General features: G+C 56.6%; 21 protein-coding genes. 11 read left to right on the plus strand and 10 right to left on the minus strand.

The features are described from left to right. The first annotated feature begins 52 nt into the window (after positions 1 to 52). From trxA to DHN12_RS12465, 3 genes are all read left to right on the plus strand, one after another. Entirely contained in the window at positions 53 to 373 is a 321-nt protein-coding gene (trxA, locus tag DHN12_RS12455) for a thioredoxin (RefSeq protein ID WP_058275159.1), read from the plus strand. 91 nt (positions 374 to 464) lie between these two features. Next, positions 465 to 815, plus strand: coding sequence for a Lin0512 family protein (locus tag DHN12_RS12460; protein WP_108860502.1), 351 nt, complete (start codon positions 465 to 467; stop codon positions 813 to 815). Then, positions 812 to 1,174: a Lin0512 family protein gene (locus DHN12_RS12465; RefSeq protein ID WP_108860503.1), complete on the plus strand. Its 363-nt coding sequence runs from the start codon at positions 812 to 814 to the stop codon at positions 1,172 to 1,174. Before DHN12_RS12460 ends, DHN12_RS12465 begins: the two co-directional genes overlap by 4 nt. A gap of 61 nt (positions 1,175 to 1,235) precedes the next feature. Here the strand turns inward: DHN12_RS12465 and DHN12_RS12470 are convergent, their stop codons facing one another. Then, entirely contained in the window at positions 1,236 to 1,430 is a 195-nt protein-coding gene (locus tag DHN12_RS12470) for a DUF1127 domain-containing protein (RefSeq protein ID WP_108860504.1), read from the minus strand. Positions 1,431 to 1,627: 197 nt separating this feature from the next. On the opposite strand from DHN12_RS12470, the gene hslV reads away from it, so the two are divergent. Further along, on the plus strand, positions 1,628 to 2,179 hold the full coding sequence (gene hslV, locus DHN12_RS12475) for an ATP-dependent protease subunit HslV (RefSeq protein WP_108860505.1): 552 nt from the start codon (positions 1,628 to 1,630) through the stop codon (positions 2,177 to 2,179). Here hslV and DHN12_RS12480 read toward each other — a convergent pair. After that, positions 2,176 to 3,417, minus strand: a complete 1,242-nt coding sequence (locus DHN12_RS12480) for an MFS transporter (protein WP_108860506.1) — start codon at positions 3,415 to 3,417, stop codon at positions 2,176 to 2,178. The genes hslV and DHN12_RS12480 overlap by 4 nt on opposite strands. Before the next feature lie 116 nt (positions 3,418 to 3,533). Then, positions 3,534 to 3,935 carry a DM13 domain-containing protein gene (locus tag DHN12_RS12485; RefSeq protein ID WP_108860646.1) on the minus strand — a complete coding sequence of 134 codons (402 nt, stop codon included), beginning with the start codon at positions 3,933 to 3,935 and terminating at the stop codon, positions 3,534 to 3,536. Between the two features lie 197 nt (positions 3,936 to 4,132). Between DHN12_RS12485 and hslU the strand changes: the two genes are divergently transcribed. The 3 genes from hslU to DHN12_RS12500 all read left to right on the plus strand — a co-directional run bounded on the left by hslU (position 4,133) and on the right by DHN12_RS12500 (position 7,856). Beyond that, positions 4,133 to 5,440, plus strand: a complete 1,308-nt coding sequence (gene hslU / locus DHN12_RS12490) for an ATP-dependent protease ATPase subunit HslU (RefSeq protein ID WP_108860507.1) — start codon at positions 4,133 to 4,135, stop codon at positions 5,438 to 5,440. A 98-nt stretch (positions 5,441 to 5,538) separates the two neighbouring features. After that, positions 5,539 to 6,639 carry an alpha/beta hydrolase gene (locus tag DHN12_RS12495; RefSeq protein ID WP_108860508.1) on the plus strand — a complete coding sequence of 367 codons (1,101 nt, stop codon included), beginning with the start codon at positions 5,539 to 5,541 and terminating at the stop codon, positions 6,637 to 6,639. Next, positions 6,639 to 7,856, plus strand: a complete 1,218-nt coding sequence (locus tag DHN12_RS12500; RefSeq protein ID WP_199913508.1) for an MFS transporter — start codon at positions 6,639 to 6,641, stop codon at positions 7,854 to 7,856. The genes DHN12_RS12495 and DHN12_RS12500 overlap by 1 nt, the downstream gene beginning before the upstream one ends. Here DHN12_RS12500 and DHN12_RS12505 read toward each other — a convergent pair. Genes DHN12_RS12505 through DHN12_RS12515 form a run of 3 tightly spaced genes read right to left on the minus strand, consistent with a single transcriptional unit; the run spans position 7,853 to position 10,130 of the window. Then, the gene (locus DHN12_RS12505) at positions 7,853 to 8,440 is read right to left on the minus strand and encodes a Smr/MutS family protein (protein ID WP_108860510.1); all 588 of its coding nucleotides are present in this window, start codon (positions 8,438 to 8,440) and stop codon (positions 7,853 to 7,855) included. The two genes, DHN12_RS12500 and DHN12_RS12505, sit on opposite strands and share 4 nt — an antisense overlap. Continuing rightward, positions 8,440 to 9,474: a murein transglycosylase A gene (locus DHN12_RS12510; RefSeq protein WP_108860511.1), complete on the minus strand. Its 1,035-nt coding sequence runs from the start codon at positions 9,472 to 9,474 to the stop codon at positions 8,440 to 8,442. The genes DHN12_RS12505 and DHN12_RS12510 overlap by 1 nt, the downstream gene beginning before the upstream one ends. Next, the gene (locus DHN12_RS12515) at positions 9,471 to 10,130 is read right to left on the minus strand and encodes a Tim44/TimA family putative adaptor protein (protein ID WP_108860512.1); all 660 of its coding nucleotides are present in this window, start codon (positions 10,128 to 10,130) and stop codon (positions 9,471 to 9,473) included. The genes DHN12_RS12510 and DHN12_RS12515 overlap by 4 nt, the downstream gene beginning before the upstream one ends. A 107-nt stretch (positions 10,131 to 10,237) precedes the next feature. Between DHN12_RS12515 and DHN12_RS12520 the strand changes: the two genes are divergently transcribed. Together DHN12_RS12520 and secB are read left to right on the plus strand one after the other, a co-directional pair. Then, entirely contained in the window at positions 10,238 to 10,738 is a 501-nt protein-coding gene (locus DHN12_RS12520) for an FxsA family protein (protein WP_108860513.1), read from the plus strand. A gap of 54 nt (positions 10,739 to 10,792) precedes the next feature. Then, positions 10,793 to 11,290, plus strand: a complete 498-nt coding sequence (gene secB, locus DHN12_RS12525) for a protein-export chaperone SecB (RefSeq protein ID WP_058275145.1) — start codon at positions 10,793 to 10,795, stop codon at positions 11,288 to 11,290. A gap of 27 nt (positions 11,291 to 11,317) precedes the next feature. On the opposite strand, the gene dnaQ is transcribed toward secB, so the two are convergent. Genes dnaQ through DHN12_RS12545 form a run of 4 tightly spaced genes read right to left on the minus strand, consistent with a single transcriptional unit; the run spans position 11,318 to position 14,052 of the window. Continuing rightward, positions 11,318 to 12,040 (minus strand): DNA polymerase III subunit epsilon, encoded by a 723-nt coding sequence (gene dnaQ / locus DHN12_RS12530; RefSeq protein WP_108860514.1) that lies wholly within the window; start codon positions 12,038 to 12,040, stop codon positions 11,318 to 11,320. Next, entirely contained in the window at positions 12,033 to 12,626 is a 594-nt protein-coding gene (coaE, locus tag DHN12_RS12535) for a dephospho-CoA kinase (RefSeq protein WP_108860515.1), read from the minus strand. The genes dnaQ and coaE overlap by 8 nt, the downstream gene beginning before the upstream one ends. Continuing rightward, entirely contained in the window at positions 12,623 to 13,456 is an 834-nt protein-coding gene (locus DHN12_RS12540; RefSeq protein ID WP_108860516.1) for a shikimate dehydrogenase, read from the minus strand. The genes coaE and DHN12_RS12540 overlap by 4 nt, the downstream gene beginning before the upstream one ends. Next, positions 13,453 to 14,052: a nucleoside triphosphate pyrophosphatase gene (locus tag DHN12_RS12545; RefSeq protein WP_108860517.1), complete on the minus strand. Its 600-nt coding sequence runs from the start codon at positions 14,050 to 14,052 to the stop codon at positions 13,453 to 13,455. The genes DHN12_RS12540 and DHN12_RS12545 overlap by 4 nt, the downstream gene beginning before the upstream one ends. A gap of 403 nt (positions 14,053 to 14,455) precedes the next feature. Between DHN12_RS12545 and DHN12_RS12550 the strand changes: the two genes are divergently transcribed. Next, the gene (locus tag DHN12_RS12550) at positions 14,456 to 14,905 is read left to right on the plus strand and encodes a CopD family protein (protein WP_108860518.1); all 450 of its coding nucleotides are present in this window, start codon (positions 14,456 to 14,458) and stop codon (positions 14,903 to 14,905) included. A gap of 122 nt (positions 14,906 to 15,027) precedes the next feature. Beyond that, positions 15,028 to 16,299: a transcription termination factor Rho gene (gene rho / locus DHN12_RS12555; RefSeq protein WP_058275260.1), complete on the plus strand. Its 1,272-nt coding sequence runs from the start codon at positions 15,028 to 15,030 to the stop codon at positions 16,297 to 16,299. Positions 16,300 to 16,312 lie beyond the last annotated feature (13 nt).

Consider the following 16,312-nt stretch of genomic DNA (forward strand, 5'->3'; position numbering starts at 1 on the left):
TTGCCCGACCCCTACGTTCTGTTCCCGAGATACCCCATTCAGGAGACAGAATATGTCGACCGTTGCCGTTACCGACGATACCTTTGACGCCGAAGTCAAAAATTCCGATGTCCCCGTTGTGGTGGATTTCTGGGCCGAATGGTGCGGCCCCTGTAAACAGATCGGCCCCGCTCTGGAAGAGCTGGCCAACGAATACGGCGGCAAGATTAAAATTGCCAAAGTAGACGTGGACAGCAACCCGAACGCCGCTGCCGCCATGGGCGTGCGTGGCATTCCTGCTCTGTTCATCTTCAAGGACGGTCAGGTTGTGTCGAACCGCGCCGGTGCGGCCCCCAAGGCCGCCCTGCAAAGCTGGATCGACGAATCCATCTGATCCGATGTGATCGGTTTTGATCAAGGGCGTCCGAATTTGGGCGCCCTTTTTTGTGATTGGCTCAATTGGGCCATCAATACAGGGAAAGCAAATGGCAAAAACACGGGTTCTGGTGGAATTCGGGATGGGCACGTCCCTGCGGCGCGAGGATTATACCGAAGCCGCGCTGCGGGCGATCAAAGACGCGCTGTGGCATAACTCGGTGAACATGGCCGAGCTGTTCGGGTTTCCGAAAGAGGCGATGATCATCGACGCCGAGGTGGGCGTGCAGCAGCCAGACAAGGTCGATACCGATACACTGAAGGCGATCTTTCCGTACGGCCAACCCAACATCACGGTAAAGCAGGGTGGTCTGGACATCGAAAAGCCCTATACTGACGGCCGCACTGTGATTGCCAATGCGGCGGTCATCGTCTCATTCGACATGGAGCCCGCCCAATGACCGAAAAACGCATCATTCTGGAAATGGGCACCGGCAACGATTTGTACGGGCAGGACTACACCAAGGCGGCGTGTCGTGCCGTGCAGGATGCCCTGCATCATTCGTCGATCACGCTGTTTTCCAAGCTTGGAATCGACCACACGGAGATGCGGGTTCGGGTGACCATCGCCGTTCAACAACCTGATGAGGTTGACTGTGACAAGGTCGCCGCCGATCTGCCAAGGGGCCGCGCCGAAGTGCGGGCCGTCAAAGGTGGGTTGGATGTTGTGGATGACGCCGCAGGCACGAGCCATGTCATCGCCACCGCCGCGATCGAGGCGTATTTGCCGGATCAGGCTGGTAAATACGTGCAAAGCTGACAAAGAAAAAGCCGCTCGGATACCCGGGCGGCTGCTTCAAATTCTGGTTCTGATTGCGGGATCAGATTTTTGCGATGTCCGCGCGCGCCAGACCGATGTCTTCCAGCTGTGCGTTGGTCAGACCCGACAGGATCTTGCGTGTCTTGCGGCTTTCGTTCCACTCAACAGCGGATTCGAAGACATTGATGAATGCATCCACTACGTGCAGGATGGTAGCTGCTCCGAGTGGGGCATGGATGTTTGCAGTTGTTGCCATGTTCCCAGTCCTTATATCTGAAACAGCCGACCCGTTGTCGGTTGTGAGCCTCATGTAGTCCCAAGCGCGGGGACTCACAATTGCTGGTCTGGTAACCCCGGTTTGCGTTTTGTGCATATCTTTTGGGCAGTTGAGCAACGGGTTGCGCCGATCCCGCGCCCGGCCCATATATAGCGACTGAGAATACGGAGGCTTTCATGGCGGACAGCGATTTTCCCGGATGGCACGGGACCACGATCATTGGTGTCAAAAAAGACGGGCAAATCGTTATTGCCGGGGACGGACAGGTCAGCCTAGGCCAGACCGTGATCAAAGGCACTGCGCGCAAAGTGCGCCGCTTGTCGCCGGGCGGGTTTGAAGTTGTCGCCGGATTTGCCGGTTCGACCGCAGATGCATTTACGCTGCTTGAACGGCTTGAGGCGAAACTGGAAGCGACACCCGGCCAACTGGCCCGTGCATCGGTCGAGTTGGCCAAGGACTGGCGCACCGACAAATACCTGCAAAAGCTTGAGGCGATGCTGATCGTCACCGACGGCACAGACCTATTGGTCATCACAGGGGCCGGGGATGTGCTGGAACCCGAACACAACGTGGCCGCTATTGGATCGGGCGGGAACTTTGCCCTGGCCGCTGCGCGAGCAATGATGGGCAGCGATAAGCCCGCCGAAGAAGTCGCGCGCGAAGCCATGGCGATTGCTGCAGACATCTGCGTCTACACCAATGGCAATCTAACGGTTGAGACGATCTAGGCCAACAACGCCGTGATTTCTTTCCCCTTCCAGCGCCGGTACATGCCGACCAGTCCAAGCATGGCGGTTGCGATGACGATGTAATAGGGCAGGCGGATGTCGATGCTCATCAATCCGCCGCCGACCAGGGACATGACACCACCGGCAAGGCAGAAGACTGCTGTCGTGACGCCCATGACCCAACCCTGATCCGCTTCGCCAACGCTGGACGAAAACAGGCCCAGCAGGGTCGGGTAGGCGACGCCAAAGAAGAAATAGAAGAAGAAGACCGGAACATAGCTCAGGACGCCGCTGGGGCTGAAGGCGAAGCCAAAGCCGCAGATCACCATCACCACCAATGAGGTGTGGATGATGGAGTGTTTGCTGAACCGCTCTTGCGCTGGTTTCACAAGGAATGTGCTGGAAAACGCCAGCGCAAAGCCGATGACCACCATTGCCATGCTGCCACCGATCACGCCGTAGCCCCATGCACTGGTCAGGAAATTGTCGACGAATACGTAGAACGTGACATTGGCAATCATGAACAGCGCATAGACGGGCAGGATTTTCAGAACCAACGGGTGTTCACGCACCGCGATCAGGCTGTCGGTGATATCGCGCGGGCGAAAGACAAACGCAGCCCGCTCGGTTCGGGTGTCCTTGAAGAAAACGCTCACCAGAAAGATGGCGATCATCACAAGAACAAACGCGCCGTAGAACGGCATCTTGAGCGTGGCATAGCTGCCCAGTATCGCCACGTCAGACAGAACTGCTCCGATAATCGGGCCGCCGACCAGACCAAAGCTGACGCCGGTGATGATATACCCCATGTTGCGGTCACGGTCGGCGGCATCGGTACTGCCGTCGATCATCGCCGCTTGCGCAATGGGCTGATTGCCCGCTGTAAAGCCGGTGATCGACCGACCAACGATCAGCAGAAGCAAACTGTTAAGGTAAAGTGCCGTGATGGTGATGGCATAACCGGCCAGCGCCCCACCTAAACACACCAGCAAAGCATTCTTGCGCCCGATGGAGTCCGAGACCTTTGAGACATAGACCACACCCAAAAACCAGGACAGAAAGAAACACCCGATCACCAGCCCATAGTAGAAATGGCGCTGACCCATAGAAGTGCTTTCCGGTAGGAACCCGGATTTTGTTTCCATGATCAGAGAGTTGATGATGGGAAAGACCAGCCCTTGTCCGATCAGATCCACGAATACCACGAACAATAACGTAATCTTGGCAATCTTCGTCATGATACACACCTCGGAACTGGTCCCTTGAGGTAAGTGTAACAGACAGGCGCTAAGGCACCTAACGCCTTGTCAGAGGCCGGTATTTTACCGGCCTCTGGGCGCAATTCGTCGTTGGGTTACGAAAGCGCTGCAACGCCCAGCGGAACGCCGGCGACGTCACACCAGATGTAAACTTCGTTATAGCCCGAGATATCCATGGTCGGCGGTACCGCATAAGACTGCTTGCCCTTCAGGTTCAGCAGCGCGCCCAGCTTCGAGTTCGGGTCATAGGTGCCGTCCTTGCCGAAGGCCACGCGCGGGTCCGGACCGTTATCCAGCGAAAAGTCATCACCCAGCTCAACGATATAGCGCTCACCGTCTTTGATCACTTTGACCGAACCGGTGGTGATATGTTTCGAGCGGCCCTCGAATGTGCCCTTTTTCTTGGCACCGCCGGCGGCAGCGACATTGGCGCTGGCCAGAGTCAGAGCGGCGCCCGTTGCAGCGGTATTCAAAAAGAGCGAACGACGAGTCATCATGATGTGGGTCTCCATTTCAAAGTGCAGGCGAACTTGCCCGTCGACGCAGACTATGCGCAGCTATTTTCTGTCTGGCGATTCACATCACCACGATTTTCCGTGTGCAGACCGTGTGTTGGCGTGAGTTTTTCGTGATCAGCTTGTGTTTTTGTGGCTTATGATTAGGTTCCGGTGCGAAACAATTGGATAGAACTCACATGACCGACCTGACCCCGCGCGAGATCGTCTCGGAACTGGACCGTTTCATCATCGGGCAGAAGGATGCCAAACGGGCCGTGGCCGTTGCGCTGCGCAACCGCTGGCGGCGCAAGCAGTTGGCCGACGACATCCGGGACGAGGTCTATCCGAAAAACATCCTGATGATCGGCCCCACCGGTGTCGGCAAGACCGAAATCAGCCGCCGCCTGGCGAAACTGGCCCGCGCGCCCTTTATCAAGGTCGAAGCCACCAAGTTTACCGAAGTGGGTTATGTCGGTCGTGACGTGGAACAGATCGTGCGCGATCTGGCGGACGCCGCCATCCTGCAAACCCGCGAATATATGCGCGAGGATGTCAAAGCCAAGGCGCATCAAGCCGCCGAAGACCGCGTGATCGAAGCCATTGCAGGCACGGATGCCCGCGAAGGCACGCGCGAGATGTTCCGCAAAAAGCTGAAAGCGGGCGAGCTGGATGATACGGAGATCGAGCTGGAGCTGTCCGACTCGTCGAACCCGATGCCAATGTTCGATATTCCCGGCCAGCCCGGTAGCCAGATGGGGATGATGAATCTGGGCGATATCTTCGGCAAGGCCTTTGGCGGGCGTACCGTGAAACGCAAGATGACCGTCTCGGAAAGCTATGAAGCACTGATCGGGGAAGAGGCCGACAAGCTGCTGGATGATGAGATCGTTAACCGCATCGCGCTGGAATCCGTTGAACAGAACGGCATCGTGTTCCTGGATGAGATCGATAAGGTCTGCGCCCGCACTGACGCGCGGGGCGGCGATGTCAGCCGCGAAGGGGTACAGCGCGACCTGTTGCCTTTGATCGAAGGCACGACAGTATCCACCAAACATGGCCCGGTCAAAACCGACCATATCCTGTTCATCGCGTCGGGTGCGTTCCATATCGCCAAACCGTCGGACCTGCTGCCGGAACTGCAGGGCCGCCTGCCGATCCGCGTGGAATTGCGGGCGCTGACCGAAGAAGACTTCGTGCGCATCCTGACCGAAACCGACAACGCCCTGACCCGTCAATACACCGCTTTGATGGGCACCGAAGAAGTCACGGTCAGCTTTACCGATGACGGAATCGCGGCCCTTGCGCGTATCGCAGCTGATGTGAACCAAAGCGTCGAAAACATCGGTGCGCGTCGTTTGTACACGGTGATGGAGCGCGTGTTCGAAGAGCTGTCCTTTACCGCGCCCGATCAGGCCGGAATTTCGATCACGGTTGATGCCCAATTCGTGGACGACAATCTGGGCGAATTGACCAAATCCACCGACCTCAGCCGTTACGTTTTGTAACATCGCCAGCCGGTTTTTGCCGCTTTGACAGCGTTGTGCCGCTGGACGCCGGGCCAGAATGAGATAGCGTAGTCGCAATTCACCCAGAGGGCTGACCAGTGCTGCGTTATTTAATAATTCTGATTACGTCCCTGCCGCTAAGCGCCTGTGTCGATCGGACCGTAACCGAGATTGTTCCCTCGGCCGTAACTGTCGGAGCGCCTGAAAAGATATTCGCAGCCACAACGCGAGCGCGTGAAGCAGATGGAACTTATGGATTCAAGCGTGGGGAAGCGCTGAAGTTTTTGGAGACAACAGTGTCGATCCCGCCATCACACACACCGGGAACATTGAAATTCTCTTATGCGAATCCGAACCCGAAAAAAGAATTTGTTCTTACAAATGTGACTGAGTTGGGCGGGCCAAAAGGTTTACGCGAACATTTGCGCGGCGAAGACGATGTGACGATTTTTGTTCACGGCTACAACTCGACCCAGACAGAAACGATTTTCCGCGCGGCTCAGCTGACCCATGACATTGGTCTTCCGGGCTCCACGCTGGTTTACTCCTGGCCCAGCCGCGCGACCGGGTATGGATATGCCTATGATCTGGACAGCATGTTGTTTGCCCGCGACGGGTTGGAGCAGACGATCCGTGACCTGAAATCAATGGGTGTCAAACGCATTATTCTGGTCGCGCATTCGATGGGTGGTGCCCTGTCAATGGAGATGATGCGACAAGCTGAACTACAAGAACCGGGTTGGGCCAACAGGAACATCGAAGGGGTCATCTTGATTTCCCCTGATCTGGATGTCGACGTGTTTCGGTCGCAGATGAAGCGTATTAAGAACCCACCAGATCCTTTCCTGGTTATGGTTTCGCAAAAAGACAAAATTTTGAATATCTCCGCTCGCCTTCGCGGAACGGATGAGGGCGAGAGATTGGGCAAGATCAGTTCGCTGGAAACACTCGAAGAGTTCCCGATAAACGTGATTGATACAACTGCGTTCAACAAAGACGCCGAGTCTTCGCATTTCGTTGCCGCCACTTCTCCGGCACTCTTGTCAATTCTCAGTTCGTTGCGACGCGTCAATAATACCTTTGGTCGAGAAGACAGGCCCGGCATCGATATACTGGTGCCGCCCAGCGAGCGTAATCCAGACGGCGCCACGGAAATCGTTTTGACAGAAACAGGGCAGGCTCAGGTCACTACCCCGTGATGCGGTTCAGCCTGCGTCAGTACCTGCAGGACAACGCGACCTGGTTGGGCGCGGGGGTCCTTTTGACCTTTCTGTCCAGCTTTGGGCAAACCTTCTTCATCTCAATCTTCGCTGGAAACATTCGCGCGGAATTTGGTCTTGGGCACGGCGCGTGGGGTGGTCTTTACTCTCTGGGGACCACCGTTTCGGCCATCGTTATGATCTGGGCCGGCGGGTTGACAGATGTTTTCCGCGTCCGCGTATTGGGACCCGCCGTTCTGGCTGGTCTGGCCGTGGCGGCGGTGGCCATGGCTGTGAACAGCTGGCTTGTCCTGTTGCCGCTGGTGGTTTTTTTATTGCGCCTGTTCGGACAGGGGATGAGCGTCCATCTGGCACAGGTCGCCATGGCGCGATGGTTCATCGTTACACGTGGCAAAGCCCTGTCGATTGCATCGGTCGGCTACGCGATTGGTGAAGCACTGCTGCCGCTGGCATTTGTGGCCGCGATGGCGTTTCTGGACTGGCGATGGCTGTGGGTGTTGTCCGCAGTGGTCGTCCTGATGGGGATACCCGTTCTGACGCGACTTTTGCGTCAGGAGCGCACGCCGCAAAGTCTGGCGGATGCGTACTCAGCGACAGGGATGCAGGGCCGCCATTGGACCCGGAAAGACGCGTTGTTTCATCCGCTGTTTTGGTTCATGGCCCCGACTATACTGGCCCCATCGGCCTTTATCACCACGTTTTTCTTCCATCAGGTGCATCTTGCCCAAGTCAAGGGCTGGCAGCATATCGAACTGGTCGCCCTGTTTCCGGTTTTCACCGGCGTATCCTTGATTGGGATGTTTGCGGCCGGCTGGGCGTTGGACAAATGGGGCACCGCGAGGCTGATGCCTTTTTACCAAATCCCGATCGCAATTGGTTTTGTAATCGCGGGAATGACAAACTCGATCGGAGGGGCCCTGATCGCAATGATCTTTCTGGGCCTGACTGTTGGAGCAAACAACACGCTACCAAGCGCTTTTTGGGCTGAATTCTACGGCACCAGGCACATTGGGGCGATCAAGGCGATGGCCACAGCAGTTATGGTTTTAGGTTCAGCGATCGGCCCCGGCCTGACCGGGATTTTGATCGACGCCGGTATGCCGCTGAGCACGCAGTTCCTGTGGATCGGCGGTGTTTTCATTCTTGTATGCCTGTCGGCTAAAATCGGAATTACGCGCGCTATGCGCTCGTTTTAACGCGTCCGGCGCAGATAGACGTAATAAGCCCCTTCGCCCCCGTGGCTGATATGGGCCGGGGTCACTTGCAAAACGGCCTGCGCAAGTGGCGGCAACGCCAACCACTGCGGCACCTGGTTGCGCAACACGCCGCGTGGGGTTGGGATTGGGCCGGGTTCATCCCTGTCCTTGCCCTTTCCGGTGACAACCAGAACAAGGCGCTTACCTGACGCCTGGGCCGTCAGAATAAACCGGGTCAGCGCCGGATACGCGGTGTCCATGCGCATGCCGTGCAGGTCCAGTTTCCCTTCAGGCTTGATCTTGCCGCGTTTCATACGGCCAAATGCCTTGGTGTCCATTTGCACTGGGCTGGTGCGTAAATTTTCACTGAGCGAGGGCCTTAACGCACTTCGTACGGGTTTACCGGGCGCGTTTTGTCCAACCTCGAATGCCTCAAACCGGGGATTTGGGGGTTTGTTCGGCTTGGGTTTGGGCAGTGTGACCGGGTGGACCGATTGTGGAATTTCGGGATGCAGCCGCTCAGCCTGTTTGGCAACCTTGCGCCACAGCTCGACCTCGTCTGCCGTCAATTTGCGTCGGGACATCAGAATTCGTCCGGTAACAGGGCATAGGCCCGCTGGATCGGCAGCAACAGCACCATCCGCCCCGGATCCTTGAGGCGCCCGGCAGCCTTTCCGGCCTCGTCCCCAGTGCCAAAGAAGATATCCGCACGCTGCGCCCCTTTGATGGCGGCACCGGTGTCCTGCGCAATCATCAACCGTCGCAACGGGGTCTTGCCGTCCTTTTCCACCCAAACAGGGGCACCCAGCGGCGTATGAGACGGATCAGCTGCAATACTGCGCATCGTGGTGACCGACCGGTTCATGGCACCCAGCGGCCCAAGCTCGGGCGCGACGCGCGAAACCTCGCGGAAGAACACGTAAGAGGGGTTGTGAAACAACAGCTCGGCCCCGGCTTCGGGATTTTTGCGCACCCAAGCGCGGATCATCTGGGCACTAACCTCATGCGCACCCAGCGCCCCCTGACGAATCAGCTCAGTCCCGATGGAACGATAGGGGTGACCGTTTGCGCCGCCATAGCCGACGCGCAAGGCACTGCCATCTGGAAGGCGCACACGCCCCGAGCCCTGAATTTGCAGAAAGAACAGCTCAGCCGGGTCATCCACCCAAGCGATCTCAAGGCCGCGGCCCTGCATTGCGTCGCCCGTCAGGATTTCACGGCGGCTGAGCCAAAGCCCTTCGGACCGCGCCTCTGGCGGCATTTTGTAAATCGGGTATTTGAACCGGTCAGTCCGGGTTTTGGACCCGTCCAGTTCAGGTTCGAAATAGCCGGTGAACAGGGCCTCTTCTCCGTCCTCGACCAGAACCGGACGAAAGAACAGCTCAAAAAACGAGCGCGCCGCGTCTGCGTCGTAGGTTTGGGCGACGCGACACAATGCCTGCCAATCCGGATCGTTCAAATCACCGCAAGTGTTCAGAAATACCGAAAGGGCCGTCCCGTGATCGTCGGCAGCCCATCCATCCAGATCGTCAAAAGAAAGAATTGATCGCGTCGGTTCAGCGCTGGCGGCAGTGGTCATAACTGCCACCAGAAATAGCGACCGGAGCGCGCCAATCATGCGTCCGTGGCAACAAGCAGCCAGTTTGGATCATCAGCGCCCATAACACGGGCAAAGGTCCAGCTGTCCTTTTGGCGTTTTACAGTGTTTGGGTTGCCTTCGATGATATCACCGCCACGATCGCGTACGACCGAGGTCAGTTCACCCACAAACCGCATGGTGATTTCCGCCTGGTTTGTGTCTTTGTCGAAGGTCGCATCTGCCAGCGCGGTTTCACGCACGCCGATAAATTCGGCTTCGATGGTCAGGCCCTGATCTTCACGGGCCGCCACAACTGAAACGAATGTGTCAAACACCTCTTCGGACAGGAAGGGCTGGATTTCATCCAGATTGCCCTTTTCGAACCCCATGACGATCATCTCATAGGCTCCGCGGGCACCCTGCACGAATTCACCAACAGAGAATTCGGGCTCGACCCGCTTCATCGCGGCCAGCGTTTTCGCCTGTTCGCTGTCTTCGGCGACATGGTCTGTGATGTCATGATCCGGCCCGCCTTCGATCACCTCGAAGCCGCGACGCGACTTGTCCGCCTCGGGTTGCTGTTGAACAGGGGGTTTCTCAAAACCCTCACGTGTACCCAGCACGCTTTTCAGGCGCAGGATCAGGAAAACGGCAATTCCGGCCAGGACCAGCAACTGGATCATCGGTTCGTTCATTTCATCCTCTTTTCAGACCGCGACTTTGTATACGCGGCCTCATGCCACTATGTAGGTGACAGATCGTGGCAAGTCCACAGCCCGGCCTAAGGGAAAGGATAACGCAGATGTACCTGTTCTTGGCATTTTTGTTGGTGCCGATCATCGAGATCGCCCTGTTCATACAGGTCGGCGGCCTGATTGGCCTGTGGCCTACGCTGGCGATCGTCGTTCTGACGGCCGTTATCGGCACCTTTATGGTCAGGACACAAGGTCGCATGGCACTGGTCAATTTGCAGCGATCCTTTTCTGAACTGGATGACCCGACCGAGCCTTTGGCCCATGGCGCGATGATCTTGCTGTCTGGTGTTTTGCTGCTGACGCCGGGATTTTTCACCGATGCCGTTGGCTTTGCACTGCTTGTTCCGGGTATTCGAGTGGCCGTATTCAAATACCTGAAATCCAAGGCGACCATCACGCATTTCCAGATGGGCACCGGCGCACAGTTCCGCACTGGTCCCACCCAGTTTGATCAGGATGACGTGATCGACGGAGATTTTACTGAGGTTCGCCCGCGTCAGAACCCCTCAAAGCCATCCAAATGGGTCGAAGGTCCACCCCAGCATTGAGGTGCCGCGCCCAACTTGCTAAGCAGTGGCAAATTTCATTTTCGGAGTAGATCCATGGCTGACGAAAGCCCTGCAGAAAACACCGCGGCACAGACCGCCCCTCAGATCCAGATGCGCGTTCTGGGACAGTTCATTCGCGATATGTCTTTTGAAAACGTGATGGCGCAAAAAGGCGTGTCTGGTGACGTTCAGCCCGAGATTGCCGTTCAGGTGAACCTGGACGCCAAAAAGCGCCCGACCGAGCATCAGTACGAAGTTGCCGTCAAACTGAACCTGACCTCGAAAGCTAAGGGCATGGAAGACGTTCTGTTCCTGTGCGAGCTGGATTATTGCGGCCTGTTCCACATCGAAGGCGTGGCAGAAGACCAGTTGCACCCGTTCCTGATGATCGAGTGCCCGCGCATGCTGTTCCCGTTCCTGCGCCGCATTGTCAGCGACATCACCCGTGACGGTGGTTTCCCGCCGGTCAACCTGGACAATATCGACTTTGTTGCGCTGTACCGTAACGAGCTGATGCGCCGTCAGGCCGAAACCGAAAAAACCGAAGCCTAATCGGTACGACCCGCGCCGGGCAGGGGCTCAGGCGCGGGTCCACAGGGCGTTTTCGCCCAGCTTCTCCACAAATGTTTCATGTGCCGCGCGTTCTTCCGCGGTGATTTTCGACGCCAGCGGCGTCGGGCGCGCTGTTGGCCGCCAATCGTCCCCTCCGCCACCGGCAGATGCCGCGCTGGTAGACAGGCCAAAGTCCGGCTGTCGCCCGCCAATCAGTTCCAGGTAAACCTCGGCCAGAATTTCCGAGTCGAGCAGCGCGCCGTGCAGCACCCGGTTCGTATTGTCGATGTTGAACCGCCGACACAACGCATCCAATGACGCGGGCGAGCCCGGAAACCGTTTACGCGCAATTGCCAACGTGTCCAATGCCTGATCCATCGGCAGTTGGGGCAACCCCATCCATCTGAGTTCCGCATTCAGGAATTTCATGTCGAAGGATGCGTTGTGGATTACCAGTTTGGAATCCTGAATGAAATCAAGGAAGCCCTGACCCACCTTGGCAAAAACCGGCTTGTCTTTCAGCGTGACCTCACCCTTTTCCGGGGGGCGCGGAGTGTCCAGCAGGTCGGGGCCGATACCGTGCACGCCAAATGCCTCTTCGGGCATCGAACGCTCGGGGTTGATGTAGACGTGATAGGTCTCACCCGTGGCCATATGGTTCCATAGTTCGACTGCGCCGATTTCTACGATCCGGTCACCGCTTTCGGGATCAAACCCCGTGGTTTCGGTATCGAGTACAATCTCACGCATTAGCCATCCCCGCCCGTATCTGTCTGACCACATCCTGCACCTGTGCGCGGGCGTGGTCCAGTGTGTCCGTCACGATCACAAAGTCCGACCGGGCGCATTTTTCCTCATTGGGCATCTGCTTGGACCGGATCTGTTCGAACTGCGCCTCAGTCATCGTTCCGCGCTCCATCACACGTCGCTTTTGCTCGTCCGCCGGGACTTGAACACAAGCAACCGCATCCATCGACGCATTGCCGCCTGTTTCAAACAACAAGGGGATGTCGAAAACCAGAATGTCCGCCATGGCGCTATCCCGAAAACCCGCCCGGTCGGCGGCCACCAAAGGGTGCACGATGCTTTCGATCACTTTCAATGCCGCCGGATCCAAGGATATGGCTTGTTTCAAGGCATCCCGGCTGACCGCGCCATCAACAATTGCCTCAGGAAACGCATCACGCATCGGCTCTACCGCCGCACCGCCTGCAGAATACAGCCGATGCACAGCCGCGTCCGCATCCCAAAGCGCACAGCCTTCATCCACGAACATTTGCGCCGTGGTGCTTTTTCCCATTCCGATCGAGCCTGTCAGGCCAAGAGCAAAGCTCATCCCAGCACCGTGGCGCGCAACTCATCCGTTACCTCGGGCCGTTTTCCAAACCAACGCTCAAAGCCCGGAACCGCCTGGTGCAACAACATGCCCAGACCGTCGACGGTTGTGCACCCGGCCTCTTCGGCCGCTTGCAGAAGCCTGGTTTTCAGAGGGACGTAGACAAGATCAGTAACCACAGAGCCCGGCTGCAACCCATCCAACGGCACACGCAATTCGGGCTGCCCCTGCATACCCAGCGATGTGGTGTTCACCACCAGCTCCGCATTCTCGATCACATTGCCGGCCTTGACCCAATCAACCACGGTTATGCGCGGTCCAAATTCTTCTTTCAATTGGTCGGCCCGGGCACGCGTGCGGTTGGTCAGCATAATCTCGGGCACACCGGCCTCTACCAGGGCCTGCAAAACGGCGCGCGCAGCCCCGCCCGCGCCAAAAACCACGGCTGGCCCGTCCTGCGGGTTCCAGTCGGGCGCCCCTGCAAGCAGATTTTCCATAAATCCGTAGCCGTCGGTGTTATCTGCATGAATCGAGCCATCAGGCTGAAAGACAAGTGTATTCGCCGCACCAACCTTTGCCGCCCGATCTGACACGTGATCCGCGATCTGCAAGGCGGCTTCTTTATGGGGGACGGTTACATTTGCGCCGACAAACCCGGCTTTGGGCAGGGTCCGCAGAACACTCTCCAAATCCTCGGGTGCGACGTCCATAGGGATATAGTGCCCGGGCAGCCCATAAGTCTTTAGCCAATGTCCATGCAGTTTAGGGGATTTTGAATGTCCAATCGGATGCCCAATTACGCCGGCCAATGGAATTTGGTTATCCGTCATTGATCAATCACCCCTTTAACAGCCAGAAAATTCAGCAACTCTAACAGGGGCATACCCAAAACATTAAAATAGTCGCCGTCAATGGTCGCGAAAAGGCGCACACCTTCTTCCTCAAGCTTATAAGCCCCGACCGCATGGCGAATACTGTCCCAGTTGCGGTCTATGTAGTCACGCAGATAGGCATCGGAACTCATGCGCATGCGCAGACGTACCTGACCAACATGGCGCCAGATCGGCTCACCATTCTGATAAATCACGGCCGCCGACAACAGCATATGCTGCTTGCCCCGCATTGCCTTCAGCTGCGCCAGCGCGTCTTGGGGCGTTTCTGGTTTCGACAAAAGCTGGCCATCGAAGTCCAGAACCTGATCACAGCCCAGAACCATCGCGCCAGGGTTCTTGTCGCTAACCTTGCGGGCCTTCATTTCGGCCAAAGTGTCTGCGATATCCCGAGGGGGGGCATCTTCGGCCAACAAGGCGCGTTTGGCAGTATCCTCATCCACGCGCGCGGTTTCCACCGTGAACGGCACGCCCGCATTGCGCAAAAGCTGCGCGCGGATAGATGACCCCGAGGCAAGGATGATGGGGACAGACATGTGGAAAACCCCTGAGCAAATCGTTGAGCGTTCTAAGATGGTTTGTATGGTTTTCCGGTTGACACGCAACCCCGGGAATTTCGCCTGAAACTTCCATGAGTCGTTCGAAGATCGTCCTTTTGGGACAAGGATAACTTTGCAGCGTGGGAAAACTGGGATTTCCTGTCTTACCCAACGAGTTATCCCCAAACAAGCTTGGATGAATTCTTGCTAAGATACTGATCTTAAATTATAAAAGCTGAAATCAACAGAATCACCTATTTGCGGCACAATTCTATCCACCTGGGGAAAACACATGCGTAAAAAAGTAATCCACGGAATTTACGCACCCTACAAAACCATCATCCTTTTTCTTTTCCTATTTTTTTATTAGGGAGGGTTCCAACCAACGTCCGGAGCCAGAATGACCGATCTTCTTTTCACGATTTACCCGTGGGTGAAGTCATTGCACATCATGGCTGTGATCTCATGGATGGCAGGTTTGTTCTATTTGCCCAGACTATACGTCTATCACGTTGAGAAAGCCCAAAAGGTCGAAGGCGCAGAAACCATCTTCTTTGAGATGGAAGAGAAGCTGCTGCGTGTGATCATGCGACCCGCGATGTATGTAGCGTGGCTCTGCGGGTTGATCATGGTGTTCACGCCCGGCATTGTCGGGTGGGATTGGTCCTGGCCCTGGATCAAGGGTGCTGCCGTAATTGGCATGACCTGGTTCCATCATTGGCTGATGGCTCGGCGCAAGGATTTCCTTGAGGGCCAAAATAAGCTCACTGGGCGACAGTTTCGCATGATGAACGAGGTCCCGACCGTTCTGATGGTTATCATCGTCCTGGCGGTCGTTGTGAAGTTCTGAGGGCCCGTTTGACTCCGACGGCCCGCGCGCTTATGAAGGGATCAACACGCCCGTCCGGGCGGCGTATCTTCCGTACTGAAATTCCACTTCGTGCCGCAATGTCAGCGGCGAAGGTATATATCATGTCCACTGAATCCCTGAATCTGGCCGACCTGAAGGCCAAAAGCCCCAAAGACCTTCTGGCGATGGCCGAAGAGCTGGAGATCGAAAACGCCTCGACCATGCGGAAAGGCGAAATGATGTTCCAGATTCTGCGCGAACGCGCGGATGAAGGCTGGACCGTTGGCGGCGACGGCGTGCTGGAAGTGCTGCAAGACGGCTTCGGCTTTCTGCGCTCGCCCGAGGCAAACTATTTGCCAGGTCCGGATGATATCTATGTCTCACCCGACATGATCCGCCAGCATTCCTTGCGCACCGGTGATACGGTCGAAGGGGATATCAAAGCGCCTGATGACAATGAGCGCTACTTTGCGTTGATCAAGGTCACCAAGATCAACTTTGAAGAACCTGAAAAAGCAAGACACAAGATCGCGTTTGACAACCTGACGCCGCTCTATCCCGATGAACGCCTGAAGATGGAGATCGAGGATCCCACCATCAAGGACAAGTCGGCCCGTGTGATCGATCTGGTGGCTCCTATCGGTAAAGGCCAGCGATCGCTGATTGTGGCACCGCCGCGGACCGGTAAAACGGTGATCTTGCAGAACATTGCGCATTCGATCGAACAGAACCACCCAGAGTGCTATCTGATCGTCCTGCTGATCGACGAACGCCCCGAAGAGGTGACCGACATGCAGCGTTCGGTGAAGGGTGAAGTTGTATCTTCAACCTTCGACGAACCCGCAACGCGCCACGTGGCCGTGTCCGAGATGGTGATCGAAAAAGCCAAGCGTCTGGTTGAGCATAAACGAGATGTTGTTATTCTTCTCGATTCGATCACAAGACTTGGTAGGGCTTTCAACACTGTGGTGCCATCGTCGGGCAAAGTTCTGACCGGTGGTGTGGACGCGAATGCTCTGCAGCGTCCCAAGCGGTTCTTTGGTGCCGCGCGGAATATCGAAGAGGGTGGCTCGCTGACCATCATCGCCACCGCGCTGATCGACACCGGCAGTCGGATGGACGAAGTTATCTTCGAAGAATTCAAAGGCACCGGTAACTCGGAAATCGTTCTGGATCGCAAGATCGCAGATAAGCGGGTGTTCCCGGCCATCGACATCCTCAAGTCCGGCACCCGGAAAGAGGACCTGCTGGTCGACAAGGGCGATCTGGCCAAGACCTTCGTCTTGCGTCGGATTCTCAACCCGATGGGCACAACCGACGCAGTCGAGTTCCTGTTGTCCAAGTTGAAACAGACCAAGACGAACGGTGAGTTCTTCGATTCGATGAACACCTGACACAGGTCTAAAA

It is taken from the genome of Ruegeria sp. Alg231-54 (assembly GCF_900143525.1).
Lineage (GTDB): Bacteria > Pseudomonadota > Alphaproteobacteria > Rhodobacterales > Rhodobacteraceae > Ruegeria.